Source organism: Aureibaculum algae, from assembly GCF_006065315.1.
Lineage (GTDB): Bacteria > Bacteroidota > Bacteroidia > Flavobacteriales > Flavobacteriaceae > Aureibaculum > Aureibaculum algae.
This window is the reverse complement of sequence record NZ_CP040749.1, coordinates 5,080,329-5,096,021: the sequence shown is the minus strand read 5'-3', so window position 1 is coordinate 5,096,021 and position 15,693 is coordinate 5,080,329. Positions and strand designations below refer to the sequence as shown.

12 protein-coding genes are annotated in these 15,693 nt (G+C 29.3%); 9 read left to right on the top strand and 3 right to left on the bottom strand.

Annotated features, from left to right (window positions below; translation table 11 throughout):
• Positions 1-148: 148 nt before the first annotated feature.
• The 3 genes from FF125_RS21530 to amaB all read left to right on the top strand — a co-directional run bounded on the left by FF125_RS21530 (position 149) and on the right by amaB (position 3,805).
• Positions 149-691 carry an RNA polymerase sigma factor gene (locus tag FF125_RS21530; RefSeq protein ID WP_138952238.1) on the top strand — a complete coding sequence of 181 codons (543 nt, stop codon included), beginning with the start codon at positions 149-151 and terminating at the stop codon, positions 689-691.
• 3 nt (positions 692-694) lie between these two features.
• Positions 695-2,077, top strand: coding sequence for a TonB-dependent receptor (locus FF125_RS21525; protein WP_138952236.1), 1,383 nt, complete (start codon positions 695-697; stop codon positions 2,075-2,077).
• Positions 2,078-2,254: 177 nt separating this feature from the next.
• Positions 2,255-3,805: an L-piperidine-6-carboxylate dehydrogenase gene (amaB, locus tag FF125_RS21520; protein WP_394344118.1), complete on the top strand. Its 1,551-nt coding sequence runs from the start codon at positions 2,255-2,257 to the stop codon at positions 3,803-3,805.
• Positions 3,806-3,953: 148 nt separating this feature from the next.
• On the opposite strand, the gene FF125_RS21515 is transcribed toward amaB, so the two are convergent.
• On the bottom strand, positions 3,954-4,706 hold the full coding sequence (locus FF125_RS21515) for an SDR family NAD(P)-dependent oxidoreductase (RefSeq protein WP_138952233.1): 753 nt from the start codon (positions 4,704-4,706) through the stop codon (positions 3,954-3,956).
• Positions 4,707-4,865: 159 nt separating this feature from the next.
• Here FF125_RS21515 and FF125_RS21510 point away from each other — a divergent pair, with 159 nt between their 5' ends.
• Positions 4,866-5,264: a c-type cytochrome gene (locus FF125_RS21510; protein ID WP_138952232.1), complete on the top strand. Its 399-nt coding sequence runs from the start codon at positions 4,866-4,868 to the stop codon at positions 5,262-5,264.
• A gap of 8 nt (positions 5,265-5,272) precedes the next feature.
• Here FF125_RS21510 and FF125_RS21505 read toward each other — a convergent pair whose 3' ends face one another.
• Positions 5,273-6,430 (bottom strand): ATP-binding protein, encoded by a 1,158-nt coding sequence (locus FF125_RS21505; protein ID WP_138952230.1) that lies wholly within the window; start codon positions 6,428-6,430, stop codon positions 5,273-5,275.
• Between the two features lie 196 nt (positions 6,431-6,626).
• Positions 6,627-7,538 carry a hypothetical protein gene (locus FF125_RS21500; protein WP_138952229.1) on the bottom strand — a complete coding sequence of 304 codons (912 nt, stop codon included), beginning with the start codon at positions 7,536-7,538 and terminating at the stop codon, positions 6,627-6,629.
• Positions 7,539-7,665: 127 nt separating this feature from the next.
• On the opposite strand from FF125_RS21500, the gene FF125_RS21495 reads away from it, so the two are divergent.
• The 5 genes from FF125_RS21495 (at position 7,666) to FF125_RS21475 (ending at position 15,654) form a co-directional block, all read left to right on the top strand.
• Positions 7,666-9,108 (top strand): right-handed parallel beta-helix repeat-containing protein, encoded by a 1,443-nt coding sequence (locus tag FF125_RS21495; protein WP_138952227.1) that lies wholly within the window; start codon positions 7,666-7,668, stop codon positions 9,106-9,108.
• Between the two features lie 201 nt (positions 9,109-9,309).
• Positions 9,310-10,863, top strand: coding sequence for a GT4 family glycosyltransferase PelF (gene pelF / locus FF125_RS21490; protein ID WP_138952225.1), 1,554 nt, complete (start codon positions 9,310-9,312; stop codon positions 10,861-10,863).
• Positions 10,863-12,464: an exopolysaccharide Pel transporter PelG gene (locus FF125_RS21485; RefSeq protein WP_138952223.1), complete on the top strand. Its 1,602-nt coding sequence runs from the start codon at positions 10,863-10,865 to the stop codon at positions 12,462-12,464. The genes pelF and FF125_RS21485 overlap by 1 nt, the downstream gene beginning before the upstream one ends.
• Positions 12,465-12,513: 49 nt before the next feature.
• Positions 12,514-13,254: an endo alpha-1,4 polygalactosaminidase gene (locus FF125_RS21480; RefSeq protein WP_175418980.1), complete on the top strand. Its 741-nt coding sequence runs from the start codon at positions 12,514-12,516 to the stop codon at positions 13,252-13,254.
• A 732-nt stretch (positions 13,255-13,986) separates the two neighbouring features.
• Entirely contained in the window at positions 13,987-15,654 is a 1,668-nt protein-coding gene (locus FF125_RS21475) for a hypothetical protein (protein ID WP_138952219.1), read from the top strand.
• Positions 15,655-15,693: the final 39 nt, after the last annotated feature.

Below are 15,693 nucleotides of genomic sequence, written 5' to 3'. Positions count from 1 at the left end.
TTTGTTGATTAATGTTTTACTATTTTTTTAGATAAGACAAAATATATGAGCATAGCCTGTGTTACTGTAAATTTTTTTTAAAGCGGAATAAAGGAAAAAGCCAGTGAAATAAGTTAATGAGTTTAACAATTAACACATAATAAAAAGTATGAGTTTAAAAAAGCTCATAAATAGCTGTAAGCAAAAAGATATAAAAGCCCAATCTCAAATTTACCAGCTATATGCTGGTAAATTGTTTGGGCTATGTCTAAAATATTCAAAAAATTACGAAGAAGCACAAGACAATTTACATAATGGTTTTATTACCATTTTTGAAAAAATTGAACAATATGAGCATAAAGGTTCATTTGAAGGGTGGATAAAAAGAATCATTATTAATACGTCTTTACAAACGTATCGTAAAAAAAATGTTTTAAGCCTAGTTAATGAAGAAATACCTGAAGAAGAGGTTGAGGTAGAAATCGATGAAGAAGATATTCAATTAGATTTTTTACTTAATTTAATTAGAGAGTTACCAGAAAGGTATCAAATGGTCTTTAATTTGTATGTTTTAGACGGCTATCCGCATAAAGAAATTGCCAAAATGTTAAATATTTCTGAAGGAACCTCTAAATCAAATCTATCAAGAGCAAGAGTAATTTTAAGGGATAAAATTGAGGCCAACCAACTAATGAAAAACGAAGCACTTTAATAAATGAGTGATCATAAAAATATAGACAGATTGTTTCAGGAAAAATTCAAAGACTATGAAGTTTTTCCTGAACCCAATGTTTGGAAAGGCATTGAAAAAGAACTTGTGAAAAAGAAGAAGAGAAGAATTATACCGTTGTGGTTGCGTTTAGCAGGTGCAGCGGCAATTCTTTTATTTTTAATTCCCGCGGGTTATAAAGTTTATAATAGTCAGAACATAAAACCAGATGTTCCAGATACTAATGTTATCACTAATACTAATATAGAAGATAATGAATTTAAAGAAAATCAATCTTCTGAAGATGGGTTCAGTTCTGAAAAAAATAGTGGAGATAAGAATCTTATAAATACTCAGGTTGAAGAAAGTTTAATATCAACGACTGAAGAAGTGTCAAGCCAAAAAAATAGAGCTACTAAAAACGTTGTTACTAATCAGAAAAATCAATCCACAGAAAACAATATTAAAAATGTTAATACTGTAGTATCTGACGCAATTTCTGTTGTTCAACAAGAAGATAAAGTTGTAAACCAATTTAAAAATAGTGAAAAGTCGCAAGACGGATTAGATACCAAGGTTGCTTTATTAGAAAAATTAAATGAAGAAGTAAAGAATAAGAATGTTGATTTGTTAGAAGAAGTAGAAAAACAGAATGCATTAGAAAACATCGTTGTTGTTAATGATAAAAAGTGGTCTATAGGGTCTGCTATTGGTCCCGTTTATTTGAATTCTTCAAGCAAAGGTTCTCCAATTGATCCTTCTTTAGCTAATAATACTAAAACGAGTACTAACTCTATTTCTTATGGATTAAAAGTTAATTATAAGATTACAGATAAGTTTAGTTTACAATCAGGTATTCAGAATGTTGATTTAGGGTATTCTACTGAAAATGTATCTGTTATAACATCTTCAGCATTGTTAAATAATTCTAAAACCAACATTAATTCAGATATTGGTGCAATTGTCGAGGTGTCATCAACAACATCTCAACGTTCAGAAACTTATAGTCAAAGATCTCCATTTGATAGTAATGGAAGTTTAGATCAATCTTACAGTTATGTTGAAGTACCTTTAGAGGCTAAATACGCTCTTGTACAGAAAAAATTAGGGGTAAACCTTGTGGGTGGAGTAAGTACTTATTTTTTATACGATAATGATGTTTCAATTACATCTTTTGGTAAAAAGACTTCCTTGGGTGAAGCTTCTAACCTTAACAACATGAATTTTAGTGGTAATGTAGGGCTCGATTTGAATTACAATCTTAGTCCTAATTTATTTTTAAACGCATCCCCGATGTTAAAATATCAATTGAATACTTTTTCTGAAGATTCAGGAGGATTTAAACCGTATTTCTTTGGTGTTTACGGAGGGTTAAACTTTAGGTTTTAGTTGGTTAATTATATTTGGTTGGTTGCCAAATATAGCTAGAAAGCCACGCTTTATGCGTGGCTTTTTTGTTTTATAAACTTTAATTTGTAATTTTTATTACTATTATTAAAGGGATGGAAATCAATTTTTCATAATTTTTATTTCGTAAATTAGCTGTCAAATTATAAAATTATAATAATGGCATTAGCAACAGATTTTGGTATAAAAGAAGCCTTAAAACAATTAGGAGTTAAAGACATAAATAATGGTACCTCAACGGGAAACAATAGTTTTTCAAACGGAGATTTTATTGAATCCTATTCACCAGTTGATGGCCAGTTGATTGGAAAAGTTAAAACAACCACAGCTGCTGATTTTGAAAAAGTAATGGAAACGGCAACTGCTGCGTTTAAAACTTGGCGTACAAAACCTGCCCCATTACGTGGAGAGGTTGTAAGACAATTTGGGGATAAATTAAGAGAGAAAAAAGAAGCTTTAGGTAAACTGGTTTCGTATGAAATGGGTAAAAGCTATCAAGAAGGCTTGGGCGAAGTTCAAGAAATGATTGATATCTGTGATTTTGCAGTTGGATTATCACGTCAGTTACATGGTTTTACCATGCATAGTGAGCGTCCAGGACATAGAATGTACGAACAATACCATCCTTTAGGTGTTGTAGGTATAATTTCTGCATTTAATTTCCCTGTAGCAGTATGGGCTTGGAATACGGCATTAGCTTGGATTTGTGGTGATGTTTGTGTTTGGAAACCTTCTGAAAAAGCACCTTTATGTGGAATTGCATGTCAGAATATTGCCGCTGAGGTTTTTAAAGCTAATGATTTACCAGAAGGAATTTGCAACCTTATTAATGGTGATTATAAAGTGGGTGAAATGATGACAAAAGATAAACGCATTCCTCTAATTTCTGCAACAGGTTCTACAAGAATGGGTAAAATAGTTGCTCAAGAAGTAGCAGGACGTTTAGGAAGGTCTTTATTAGAATTAGGTGGTAATAATGCTATTATTATTACGCCAGATGCTGATATAAAAATGACGGTGATTGGAGCGGTTTTTGGTGCTGTTGGTACCTGTGGACAACGTTGTACTTCTACCAGAAGGTTAATTATTCACGAATCTGTTTATGATAAAGTTGTAAACGCTGTTGCAGATGCTTACGGCCAGTTAAGAATAGGAAATCCATTAGATGAAAATAATCATGTTGGCCCCTTAATCGATAAAGATGCTGTAAAAATGTATCAACACGCTCTTAAAAAAGTAGTTGAAGAAGGCGGTAAAATTGTTGTTGAAGGTGGTGTACTTTCAGGAGATGGTTATGAAAGCGGGTGCTATGTAAAACCTGCTATTGCTGAAGGAGAACCTCAATTTGAAATTATACAACATGAAACTTTTGCACCTGTATTGTATTTATTAAAATATTCAGGTGGAGTTGAAAACGGAATTGCTATTCAAAATGAAGTAGCTCAAGGCTTATCTTCTGCTATTATGACTAATAATTTGCGTGAAGCGGAAAAGTTCTTATCTCAAGCAGGTTCTGATTGTGGTATTGCCAATGTTAATATCGGTACTTCGGGTGCAGAAATAGGTGGTGCTTTTGGAGGTGAAAAAGAAACTGGGGGTGGACGTGAATCTGGTTCTGATGCTTGGAAAGTATATATGAGACGCCAAACAAATACAATTAATTATACCGAAAGTTTGCCATTGGCACAGGGTATTAAGTTTGATTTGTAACAAAAATAAAACCTTGTTTCAGCACCATAAATTTTATGGGTAGAAACAAGGTTTTTCTCAAATTGATTTAAAGTAGAATACAAACATCGTTAATTTCGAATGACAAGTCAAGGGGAAAAACCCTAGAATTTAAAGGGGATTTTTCCTATTATAAGTCCTTATTAACAATAGTACTACTTGCTTGTGCTGTACAAAAAACCAATATGTCGGCTATATTAACATGTGGCGGTCGAGAAATGGCGAAATAAATAATTTCAGCTAGGTCTTCGGGTTGCAAGGCTTTAAATCCTTTATAGACGTTATCTGCAATTGAATCACCTTTAAAGCGAACTTGGGAAAATTCTGTTTCAACTAAACCTGGATTTACTGCTCCAACTTTAATCCCGAAGGGGTTAAGGTCAATTCGCATACCTTCAGTTATTGCTAATACGGCATGTTTACTTCCACAATATACATTTCCTTTGGGATAGACTTCTTTACCAGCAGATGAACCAATATTAATGATATGTCCACTTTTTCGCTCGGTCATTTGTGGAATAATCGCTTTACTAACATAGAGTAATCCTTTTACATTAATATCCATCATTGCATCCCAATCATCTAAACTTCCAGTTTGAATTGGGTCTAAACCATGAGCGTTTCCTGCATTATTTATGAGAATATCAATTTGTTTAAATCCATCAGGAAGTGAATTGATAGCTTCTGAAACTGCTCTTTTGTCAGCAACATCAAAATTCAAGGTATAAACCTCTGTTTTTTGTTCCAATTCCCTTTTTATAGTTTCTAAACGCTCTTTCCGTCTTCCGCAAAGAATCAATTTTATATTGTGTTTGGCTAGTTCTTTTGCGGTTGCAAGGCCTATTCCACTAGTGGCTCCCGTAATAAATGCTGTTTTCTTCATGCCTTAAAATTAACCATTTAAGTACAATTTTAGAATAATTATTGTCAAAATTCGTTCTTGTTTGGAAGGGGTTTTATACATTTAACATTCATTTTGGTATAGAATTTGCCTTATGTAGTATGATAAAATTATAAAAATCAACTAGTTAATACACAAATTATGCAAAAAAAACTACTATATATATTCGGCTTAACTGTTTTAGTGGGCTTTATGAGCTTTACACTACAAGAAGACAGATGGAAAGCCCCTGAAGGTGCGAAAGCCCTTAAAAACCCTATTAGTTCAGCTGATAAAGCGGAATCTGCTAAGCGTGGAGCCAAGATTTTTAAAACAAGGTGTATGATTTGCCATGGTACCGCCGGAAAAGGAGACGGAATTGGAGGAAAAGCTTTGACTCCGAAACCTCAAAATTTGACTTCGAGCATGGTTCAAGCACAAGTTGATGGAGAACTTTTTTGGAAAGTTACCAATGGAAGAAACGATATGATAAAATGGGGACCAATTCTGACTGAAGATCAACGTTGGGATGTGGTTAATTATGTAAGAACCTTAAAATAGTCATTGAGCTATTTATAGTATCTTATTTTCCGCAATACACGTAATGCCTCTTTTGTTTTTATATAGGCTGACTTATCTTGAAGTTCGCGTAAAAAGGGCTTAGTTTGTTCTAATTTCTTTTTCGCATCTTTAAATCCATTTAATGAGCAAATTAAATAGGTGGTAGGTAAGCGTTCTAAATCTAATCTGTTATTTTTAGAAAGGGGTATTCCTTTTTGTAATTTGTCTAGAATTGCATTGTTGTTATTGTAAATATGCTTTAATACTACAGGGTCAAATGTTGGGGGATTAAAAAGAAGCTGAGTAGCAATATCATAGGTGCCATTTTCTTTAAAATTAATAATTGTTTTTTCTAATGGATAAAGACCTCCTACATCTTTTGATGCAGGTTTTTCATTGTTTGATAATTGTATATATTCTGTAATGATAAATGATTGTTGATTATAGTCAATTTCTACTTCATCGAAAGCGGAATAGAATAATCTAATTTGTTCATTTACCAACTCAATATCAACTCTAGAATACAATATTTTACCTTTGGTTTCTTTTTTAATACCCGCCCAGCACAAAACAAAATGATCTTTAAATACAATATAACTAGGATTTAATTCTTGTTGATGCTCATTCATAAAGTCAAAAACACCATCTAAAGTGAGTTTGATATTATTAGCTGCATTTTTTTCTATAGACTCAACAATTGCCTTATTGGTATTTTTTAATATTACCTCATGTACAGGAATTGAATTACTGCCTAAACGAAGAAAAATACTGTCTTTAGGATATTTCCAAAGTCCTTTTTTAAGGGATGTTATCTTTTCTATAGGATTGATAGTAACCAATCCAATTACTTTATAGCGTGGTAATCTCGGAAAAGCAATGTTTTCATATTGTATTTTTGGAGGATTATTGAAATAGGCATTAATTAAGTTTTGTATTTTACTGTCATCATAAAAATCGACGCCTACAATTTTATTACTTTCATCTTCAACACCGACAACGATATATGAATTATTTTGCGGGTTTGAATTTGCCAGAGCACAAACATGCTTTAAAAACTTAGCTTTGCCTTCTTTTGAATCTAAGTTTAACTGTATCTTTTTGTCATAAAAACTATTTTCATCATTATAAGCGAGTAAGTTTTTAATTAAGAGGCGTTTGTTAAGCATTTTTTTAGATGTGAGCTATAAGATTTTAGACTTGTAGTATTACACATTGGAAGGTGTTAACTATATGAAACATTAAAGATAAAAAATAATACTAAGTTTAAAAACCTAAAATGTATTCAAAAAAAAACCGCCCCGAATAATCGGGGCGGGTATGGTTGAACTTAATCAACCAAAATCAACTAACCAAACCTTATCTTTATACTTTTGTATTTCTCTTTTTAGTTTTACGATTTGTTTTAAATCGTTTTCTTGTTTCAGGAATTTGTCCTTTTGCTTTTGCGTTTTTATAAACAATATTACTTCTTCCATTAAAAGTATATGTAGTTCCTGATGCTACATGATACAAATCTACTTCACCATCATTTATAACGCTCAATTCAAACTCTTCATTGCCTGACGAATCATAATCTAATGTTAAAATCTTTAGATCGTCATATCCTTCTACATCAAACACTTCATAAGCACCTACATAATCCCAATATATATAATCAATATCCGTGCCAAAAGGGTCTTGAGAAGACCTAAAAGTCGTATTTTGTTCTGGTGTAAATTGTAGGAAATTCTCGTTATCAAACTCATTTATAGCACCTTGTGCACTTGTGTTTGTTTTTTCCCAAGCAACATACTCTTGTAAAAAGTATTCTATATTGTCATAAAAAACAAAGTCATAATCAAAATTATTTTTTTGATATCCTTCTAAATAATAAGTAGCATTTGTATAACTATCTCTTATTTTAATTTCATTACCTGCCAATTGTATTACTTCCAAATCAATAAAACCATCTTCATCATGATCTATTTCTAACACACCATTAATAGTTTCGTAATAACCAATTTGATCGCCATATCCGTTACCAACACTTCCTAAACCTACCATATTATTATTTGCTAATAAAATGCCATTTTGAAATGAAACGGTAAATGCTTTTGATAAAAAGGGTATATCTACGTTACCTGTAGTCCTGTTATAATCTACATACCATAAATCATAAGAAGTTACCAATTGCTCCAACGTAATTGAATCATCATAAGGATCATCATTAATTACACATGAAGTAAATAATACGGTACTTAGAAAAAATATGCTGAGTAATTTTAAGATTTTCATAATTCAATGTTTTAAATATAGTAGGGCTATTCCAAAAGTTGTGCCAAAGATGGCATCATTTATGCTCAAGAAGATTTGATTAGCAAATATTTACGATATTTGCTCGCTATAAAATTATAAATTAAGTATGAATAAAACTATTACTTTATTATTATTATTTAGTGTTAGCATGCTATTTTCCCAATCTAATTATTATGTAGGTTTTGATGGAGATAATAGTAATGAAGGTAGTAAAAAAAGACCTTGGAAAACGGTTCAGTTTGGTATAAACCAACTATTTCCTGGAGATACATTGAATATAAACGCAGGTGTTTATAATGAGAAGTTAACCGTTAATAGAAGTGGATCGAAGGACAATCGAATCGTGATTAGAGGAGAAAAGAACGCTGTTATAGATGCCACAGGTATTGATAATTCACAAAATGCTATTCTTAAAATAGAAAATCAGTCTTTTATAACAGTTACGAATTTAGAATTGGCTAATAATATTCATAATTATGCCCAAGGAATTTTTATCAATGGGTCATCTACGGACATTACGATAAACCATTGCAATATACACGACATCCACTTTTCAAATAATCCCAAGAAAAAGGCAAATCCGGAAAGAAATGCTCAAGGTATAATAGTTCATGGCTCTAATAGTGAAATAGCTATTACGAATTTATTGATAGATTCTAATGAGCTTTATGATTGTAGGTTAGGTTACAGTGAAGGTATTGCTGTTAGTGGAAATGTTGATGGCTTTGTCGTTAAAAACAATAAGGTTTATGACCTTACTAATATTGGTATTGATATTGTGGGTCATGAAAAAGTTTGTAAAGACCCCTTAAAAGATCAAGCCAGAAATGGTGTTCTATCAAATAATGTAGTCTATAATTGTGTATCTCCGTATGCTAATTCAGCTGGTATTTATGTTGATGGCGGCCAAAATTTGGAAATATCTAATAATACTACTTTTGGTAATGGTTATGGAATAGAGATAGGTTGTGAGAATAAAGGTAAATCTGCAGATAATATTACCGTTAGAAATAATGTAATTTATAAAAACGAAATTGCTGGAATTTCTGTTGGAGGTTTTAATTATCCCGAATCAGGTAAAGTAACAAATAGTAGTTTTTATAACAATACTTTGTTTCATAATACAATAAGTTCAAAAAGCATTGCCGAAGTATATATCTCTTATAATGAAGGTTTACATTTTGAAAACAACATTATTTATTCTGATAAAAGCGGTAAAACCATTTTTGGTAACCTTAGTTCTACCAATGTTATTATAGATTATAATTTATATTATTCAACATCTCAAAACATTTTTTTTGATTGGAATACTAAATGGTGTGTAGATTTGTTAAGTTTTCAGGAAGAAACAGGTTTTGATAAATTTTCAACCTATCAAAACCCTAATTTTTTAAATGGAAATGAATTTGATTTTCATTTAAAAGATACCTCCCCAGCCATAAATAGTGGTAATTCTGAACATGTTATTTTAAAAGGAGAAAAAGATATTGATGGTCAATTAAGAGTAATTGATACCATAATAGATATTGGTGCAGACGAGTATAATTAGAAGAAATACAATTATTTATTGGTAAAATTCATTAAAGGATAAAGTAGTAACTTTATGGTTTAAGTTGTTATAGTTATGAAAATAATACTATTTTAAAATTGAAAAAACATAGCTATGATACTAAACTCTAAAAAGATCTCATTGTCTAAATTTATAACCCAATCTTTTTCTTTGTAATTGCTATAAAAAGAACCCTAATTAATGTCTTTAACCCCAAAAATTAAAGTATTGTTGGTGTTAGAAGGATCTTATCCGTTTGCCGGAGGAGGTATTTCTACATGGACACATCAACTAACACATGAAGTATCTAATGCCTCATTTGTAATTTATTCTATTAATGCTCATTTGGAAACGAAATCTAAATATGAGCTTAGTGAGAATGTAGATGAAGTTATTCAAGTACCAATTTGGGCTCCAAATGAACCTCATGATTATATTAATTATGGAAAAAAATATTACAAGTTAGCTCTTCAGAAAGAATTAACGACGGAAAAGAAAATTCAGAAAAAATTTATTCCTGTTTTTAAAGAACTAATGAATTCTATTTTTAATAGTGACTCTGTGGAAGCCGCTGAATTAGATAAAGTATTTTTTAACATGTGGAAATTTTTTAATAAGCATGACTTTAAAAAGACAATGACTAGCGTATCTGTATGGGAGACCTACAGGGAAGCTATAACAACTCATGTGGCAAATGAAAAATTTTCATATAAGATCTCTCTTTTAGATTTAACTATTGGTTTACGGTGGATTTATCGGTTTTTAATTCCATTTTCAATAGAAATTCCTAAAGCAGATATTTCTCATATTACCTTATCAGGTTTTCCCGTAGTTCCTGCATTAACCTTAAAATATAAATATAAAACACCGATCATGATTACGGAACATGGTGTTTTTATTAGGGAGCGTCTCATTGCAATTAATTCATCAGAATATTCTTTTTTCCTTAAAAATTTTTTAATTAAATTTTCTGAATGTATTACCAAAATAGCCTATTATAATGCAGATTCCATTCTTTCGGTTAATACTTTTAATACAACCTGGGAAGAAGTTTATGGTGCCGCAAAAGATAAAATTAAAATTATTTACAATGGTGTTGATCACAATTTGTTTAAACCGAGACCAAAACCTGATCATTTAAAAAATGTTCCAACAGTTGTAGCTGCAGCTAGAATTTTTGAGTTAAAAGACATTCTTACAATGATAAGAACTTGCAATGTGGTAAGAAAAACAATACCAAATGTAAAATTCTTGGTCTATGGAAGTAAAAATGCAGTGCCTGAATATACTAAAAAATGCGAAAACTTAATAGATGAGTTAGATTTAAGAGCTAATTTTGAATTGGCAGGTTTTCATTCTGATCCACATTTAATATACAATGAAGGAGATATCTCAATACTTACATCAATTTCTGAAGGTTTTCCATTTACGGTAATAGAGTCAATGAGTAGTGGCGTACCGGTTGTATCAACGGATGTTGGAGGTGTTTATGAAGCATTAGACGAAAAGTCTGGGTTTATTTGTAAGCCAAGAGATTATGATGAAATTGCTAGCAAAGTAGTAGAGCTTTTGTCAGATGACAAATTGAGAAAAGAAATGAGTGTTTACGGAAGACAACGAGTTATTGATTATTTTACTATAGGAAAGTTTATTAACGGTTATGAAGAAGCTTATAAAGAGCTATATGAAAGTGATAAATCTAAAAAAATTGAAGAAATAAAGAAAACTCAATTAATAACAGAAATTACTAATTGATGCAGGAAAAAGAAAACGACGATAAAACGGAAGTATTAATAGCTTCAATTAAAGAAAAAATAGGTTTTCCTGTAAATCAATTTGTGGTGCAAGCAATAATAGAATCATTCGGTATTAGAAATATTGATGTAAAAACTGATTATGGTAAAAATTCTATAAAAGAGCTTGGAAATTATATATATAACCAATTAATAACTGAAAGTCCTGATACACTTAAAAATGAAAATGAAAAAAACCTTTTAGAAGAAGAAGCTACCATTAGTATCTCAAATTATACAGTTGTAAAAACGAAACTCTTTTTAAAATACTTTCCTTCCGGATTGTTTCATTTATTTCCTGTTTTTTTACAAATAGCAGCAATTGTTATTTTTGGTTACTCTTTATGGACTTATCTTGGGTTTAACGAATTACAATCTACAGCAGTAGTTTTTGGTGTAATTCTAGGGCTAGTTTTAACAGGTGGTTTTGTTCAAGTAATTGGTCGTCAAGCCTCTTTTTATTGGTATCACGACGATCTTACAATGGTTAAAAAAACCATTTATAAAATAATAATTGATGGTATAAAAGCAATGCTTGCTGTTTTTATTTTCATAGCGATAATAAACTTTATGGTTTATTTATATCCTTTTCAGTTCTTATTAATCGTTTTTTCTTATGCTCTTTTGATAGGTGTATTATTACTCTTTTTGGCTCCGATGCATACTATTAAAAAACGATGGGTTGTATCTGTTGCTATTTTAGTAGGTACCATTTTAGCAATTACTCTGAAAACGTATACGACACTAAACATTTACCTTACACATTGGATAGGGATTGCAATGGCGATATCTATGATGTTTTTTTATTTAAAATTCTTTTTTAGAAAAATTGAAATAAATAAAGATAATACTATTGATTCGGGACTAGCAATTATCTATAAAAACTATAGCTACTTTATTTATGGTACTTTAGTGTATGTATTTGTTTTTACTGACAGAATAATAGCTTGGTCAACCTCGGCAAGAGAAGTGCCCTATATTGTTTACTATGAAAAGAATTATGAAATAGGTATGGATATAGCTATACTTGTATTTTTACTATTAGCAGGTATTTTAGAATATAATATTGCAGCTTTTACAAAATTTTTAAATCTTTTAATAAAATCAACACCATTTAATGAATATCGTAAATTCAACAAAAGATTTTATAATGCTTATTGGAGACAAGTAGGTCTGTTGTTTCTTTGCAGTTTTATTATATTCTTTATAATATACCTAGCAATAGTTGAACCATGGGGATATGAAGCTTATTTTAAAGAACCTTTAAGTAAACTTAGTGTGAAGGTTACTATACTAGGAGCGGTTGGATATACTTTTTTTACTTGGGGAATGTTAAATGCTCTATATTTATTTACGTTAAATCAACCTAACTCTGCTGTAAAAGCAATCACAATAGCCATTTGTGTTAATATTGTTGTTGGCATTCTTGCAAGTAGAATATTTTCTTATGAAAATAGCACGTGGGGAATGTTAATTGGTTCTGTCATATTTATGCTTATTACATTAAAAGAATGTCTTAATTTTTTTAAAAATTTAGATTACTACTACAATGCATCACATTAAAATTATATTAATAGTAACCCTTATGCTATCGTTTATCAATACTAAATCCATGGCTCAAAATAAACCAAAAACTCTGGTTTGTTATGGTAAAATTGATCATAATAAAATAAAGGGCTATAATTTATTGGTTTTAGAAGAGTCTCATTATACCAAAGAGGAGGTTGACATACTCAAAAGTAATAACGTAAAAGTAATTGCTTATTTAAGCTTAGCGGAGATTAATGCTCATTCTAAATACTATAATTACCTAAAAGATTATACATTAGGTAAAAATTCTATTTGGAATAGTTTCCATTTAGACCTTACATCATTAGAGCTAAAGAATAGGTTACATGTAATAATAGATGAAATTTTAGGAAAGGGGTTTGATGGTTTATTTTTAGATAATATTGACAACGTTTGTAATTTTGGACCAAATCCTAATTTTAAGGAGTATTTGATAGAACTTTTAAAAGAAATTAGAAATAGAAATAAGGACATTTTTTTAATACAAAATTCAGGTTTAGAAATAATTGATAAAACATATAAGTATGTAAATATGGTAGCTCTTGAATCTGTTATAACTAATTATAATTTTGAAACTAATGCTTATGGATTAAGAGAGAAGTCAGAGACTGCTAATCGCTTATCAGATCTAGAAGTTCTTATTGATAAATATACTTTAAAAATCTTATTAATTGAATATGCAAACAAATCAGTATTGTATAATAAAACGAAAAAATTACTTTTAAAAACGGGTTATGATTACTTTATTGGAAATATAGACCTTCAAACAATTCCTAAATTTTAAAAGTTGCTATTCAGATTTTTAATTGTATTCAGATATTTAGGTAAAAATAAAATAACTAAAAGTTAAAATATCAAAAATAAAAAGACGTTCAAGCATAGGAGTTATTGACAATTAATTGTTAATAAGGTGTAGAGTGCTTATAATCAATTTCAATTGAACTATATTTTCAATATTGTTATTGTTTTTTTTAATTAGAATTTAAATTGTGTTTTTTAGGAAAAATATATAATACTATTTATTGTTGAAATAATCATTTTACTTTCTTGTGGAAATTTGTAAAATGATTTTTACGTTGTTTTAGATTATTAACCAATACCTCTTAAAATAAAGTAAGGTATAAGATAGAAATGCTCCACAATCAATAGAATTTAGATTATTTATTAATCTTAAAGATTGCTGTGAAAGACAAAAGTTATGTTATTAATTACTGCGATAATTACCGGTTTCATAAGATTGACCCTACTAGGGTTATTTTTGTTTTTCTTAAATAAGAAAATATTTAACTATCATTATCCAGATGATATATTAAACTACGTTGTAAATAGATGGGTAAGGTACGCTAGCGTTTTACTTGTTCTAATATTTATTTTAACTCTCATAAATGCATATGACTTATTTACCATTATTTTATTTCTGGTATTATTTCTCTCAATATATTTCTTTGATATAAAAAGTGTAAAAGGTTTTTTTAGTGATATAAAAAATAAACTAACATTTTTTTTAATATTCATTTTGAAAAATAGAGAGACAAAGGGTAAAATATTTAAACTAAACTCAAACATAAAACATAAGGGAGATAAAAAAGGAAAATATAATATAATCATCTTGGGATTAATTATAGTTGGTGTAATTATTAGTAGACTAAGTTTTTTTGACAATGACATCTATTTATTTTCAGATCTTTGGGAAAGAGACTTAGAAAAAGTAAAAATATTGACTACCAATACTTGGTTTTCTGAAAATTTAACCATGACAGGCGAATATGCATTAATTAACTTTTATTCTAAACTTGTAGGTGTTAGTCCGGAAATTGCTTTGCAATCTTTTGGTATATTAGAAACTGCACTAATTACGATCATATTGTTTTGGTTTACTTCTAAAATTACCAAGTCTAAAACAATTGCACCTATATTAACAGCAATATTTTTTGTTATTTCACCATTATTACTTCCCAGAAGTATTGATATTATAACACAACATAAACCAATTTTTTTAGCATTATCATTGGCCCTTCCAATGATGATTTTTACTGTTTTACCTAAAAATTTAAGTAAATATTATAGGAAATATTTAATCTATTCTATAATAATATTTACGGCAATTGCATTAATAGACTTATTTACTTTTGTTATTCTATTGAGTCCCTATTTAGTGTTGGCCTTCTTTTTCTACCAAAAAAAATATAGACAGTTTTATTACTTAGTAATATTAGCATATATTGTTTCATTAGTGTTCGTGTTATCTATTTATGGTTTAGCAGGTTTTCATTACAATTTAGGTTTTAAGACAATTATTACAAGCAACTTATTATCCTTAAATGTATTTACTCATTTACCCGATTTAATTTTACCTTATGATCAGTTAATTAATATATATCAATTTATTTCACTATTTAATGTGGTGTTAATATTATTTCTAATTAAACACAAAAAGTATTGGTTAAATTCCTTTTTATTTATACTTTATTTTAATGCTCTTATTTTTATAAACACATTAAATATTTCTTGGATTGATGAAGATTTACTTAGATTATCACTTACCATCTTTATTCCTGTAGTTATAGGTATTTCTATTGCGTTGCTTTTTAAAGTAATTTTCAGTTTTTCAGAAAAAGTAATTACCAATCTTAGAATTAAATATAATTATGGTGTACTTGCAATATTTAGTATAGCTGCAGTAATGTTTTATCTCTACAAGCCTGCAATTTATGATACAGAGCGTAAAGATAATACTGATCATCATGCAATGTTAGTATTAGAAGCTTATGAAAAAATATCACAAGATTATTTACCTTTTTCTTATACAATAGTAAATGATTATAGAAGTTATGTACTAAGCATAAACAAGCATTTTTATATGCCCTATTCAACTTTTAAAGATTTTTATTTACGTAGAGATTCTATTTATCATACTAATATCAATGATAAACTGTTTTTTAAACAGAACCCAGAGAGTATTTTATCTAAAAGTATTTTAGTTTTTGTGCACAAAGCAAATCATAATGAAACATCAAATTTGCCATTTTATCATGATAATGAAATGAAAGACGTTGCTGAAATAATAAATATTCTAAAATCTAGAGGGAGAAAAGTTAATAATATTTATGAAAACGAATCACTATCCGTAATGGAAATAGTTAACAAACCCAATTCTAGTAAAATAAATGATTTATTATTTTGAGAAATAAATTAAATATAAATATTAGACTTTATTTGACTT

Bases quoted from the DNA above. Each gene is read 5' to 3' on its own strand.
- FF125_RS21530 (WP_138952238.1), top strand. From the start codon at position 149: ATGAGTTTAAAAAAGCTCATAAATAGCTGTAAGCAAAAAGATATAAAA.
- FF125_RS21525 (WP_138952236.1), top strand. From the start codon at position 695: ATGAGTGATCATAAAAATATAGACAGATTGTTTCAGGAAAAATTCAAA.
- amaB (WP_394344118.1), top strand. From the start codon at position 2,255: ATGGCATTAGCAACAGATTTTGGTATAAAAGAAGCCTTAAAACAATTA.
- FF125_RS21515 (WP_138952233.1), bottom strand. From the start codon at position 4,706: ATGAAGAAAACAGCATTTATTACGGGAGCCACTAGTGGAATAGGCCTT.
- FF125_RS21510 (WP_138952232.1), top strand. From the start codon at position 4,866: ATGCAAAAAAAACTACTATATATATTCGGCTTAACTGTTTTAGTGGGC.
- FF125_RS21505 (WP_138952230.1), bottom strand. From the start codon at position 6,430: ATGCTTAACAAACGCCTCTTAATTAAAAACTTACTCGCTTATAATGAT.
- FF125_RS21500 (WP_138952229.1), bottom strand. From the start codon at position 7,538: ATGAAAATCTTAAAATTACTCAGCATATTTTTTCTAAGTACCGTATTA.
- FF125_RS21495 (WP_138952227.1), top strand. From the start codon at position 7,666: ATGAATAAAACTATTACTTTATTATTATTATTTAGTGTTAGCATGCTA.
- pelF (WP_138952225.1), top strand. From the start codon at position 9,310: ATGTCTTTAACCCCAAAAATTAAAGTATTGTTGGTGTTAGAAGGATCT.
- FF125_RS21485 (WP_138952223.1), top strand. From the start codon at position 10,863: ATGCAGGAAAAAGAAAACGACGATAAAACGGAAGTATTAATAGCTTCA.
- FF125_RS21480 (WP_175418980.1), top strand. From the start codon at position 12,514: ATGGCTCAAAATAAACCAAAAACTCTGGTTTGTTATGGTAAAATTGAT.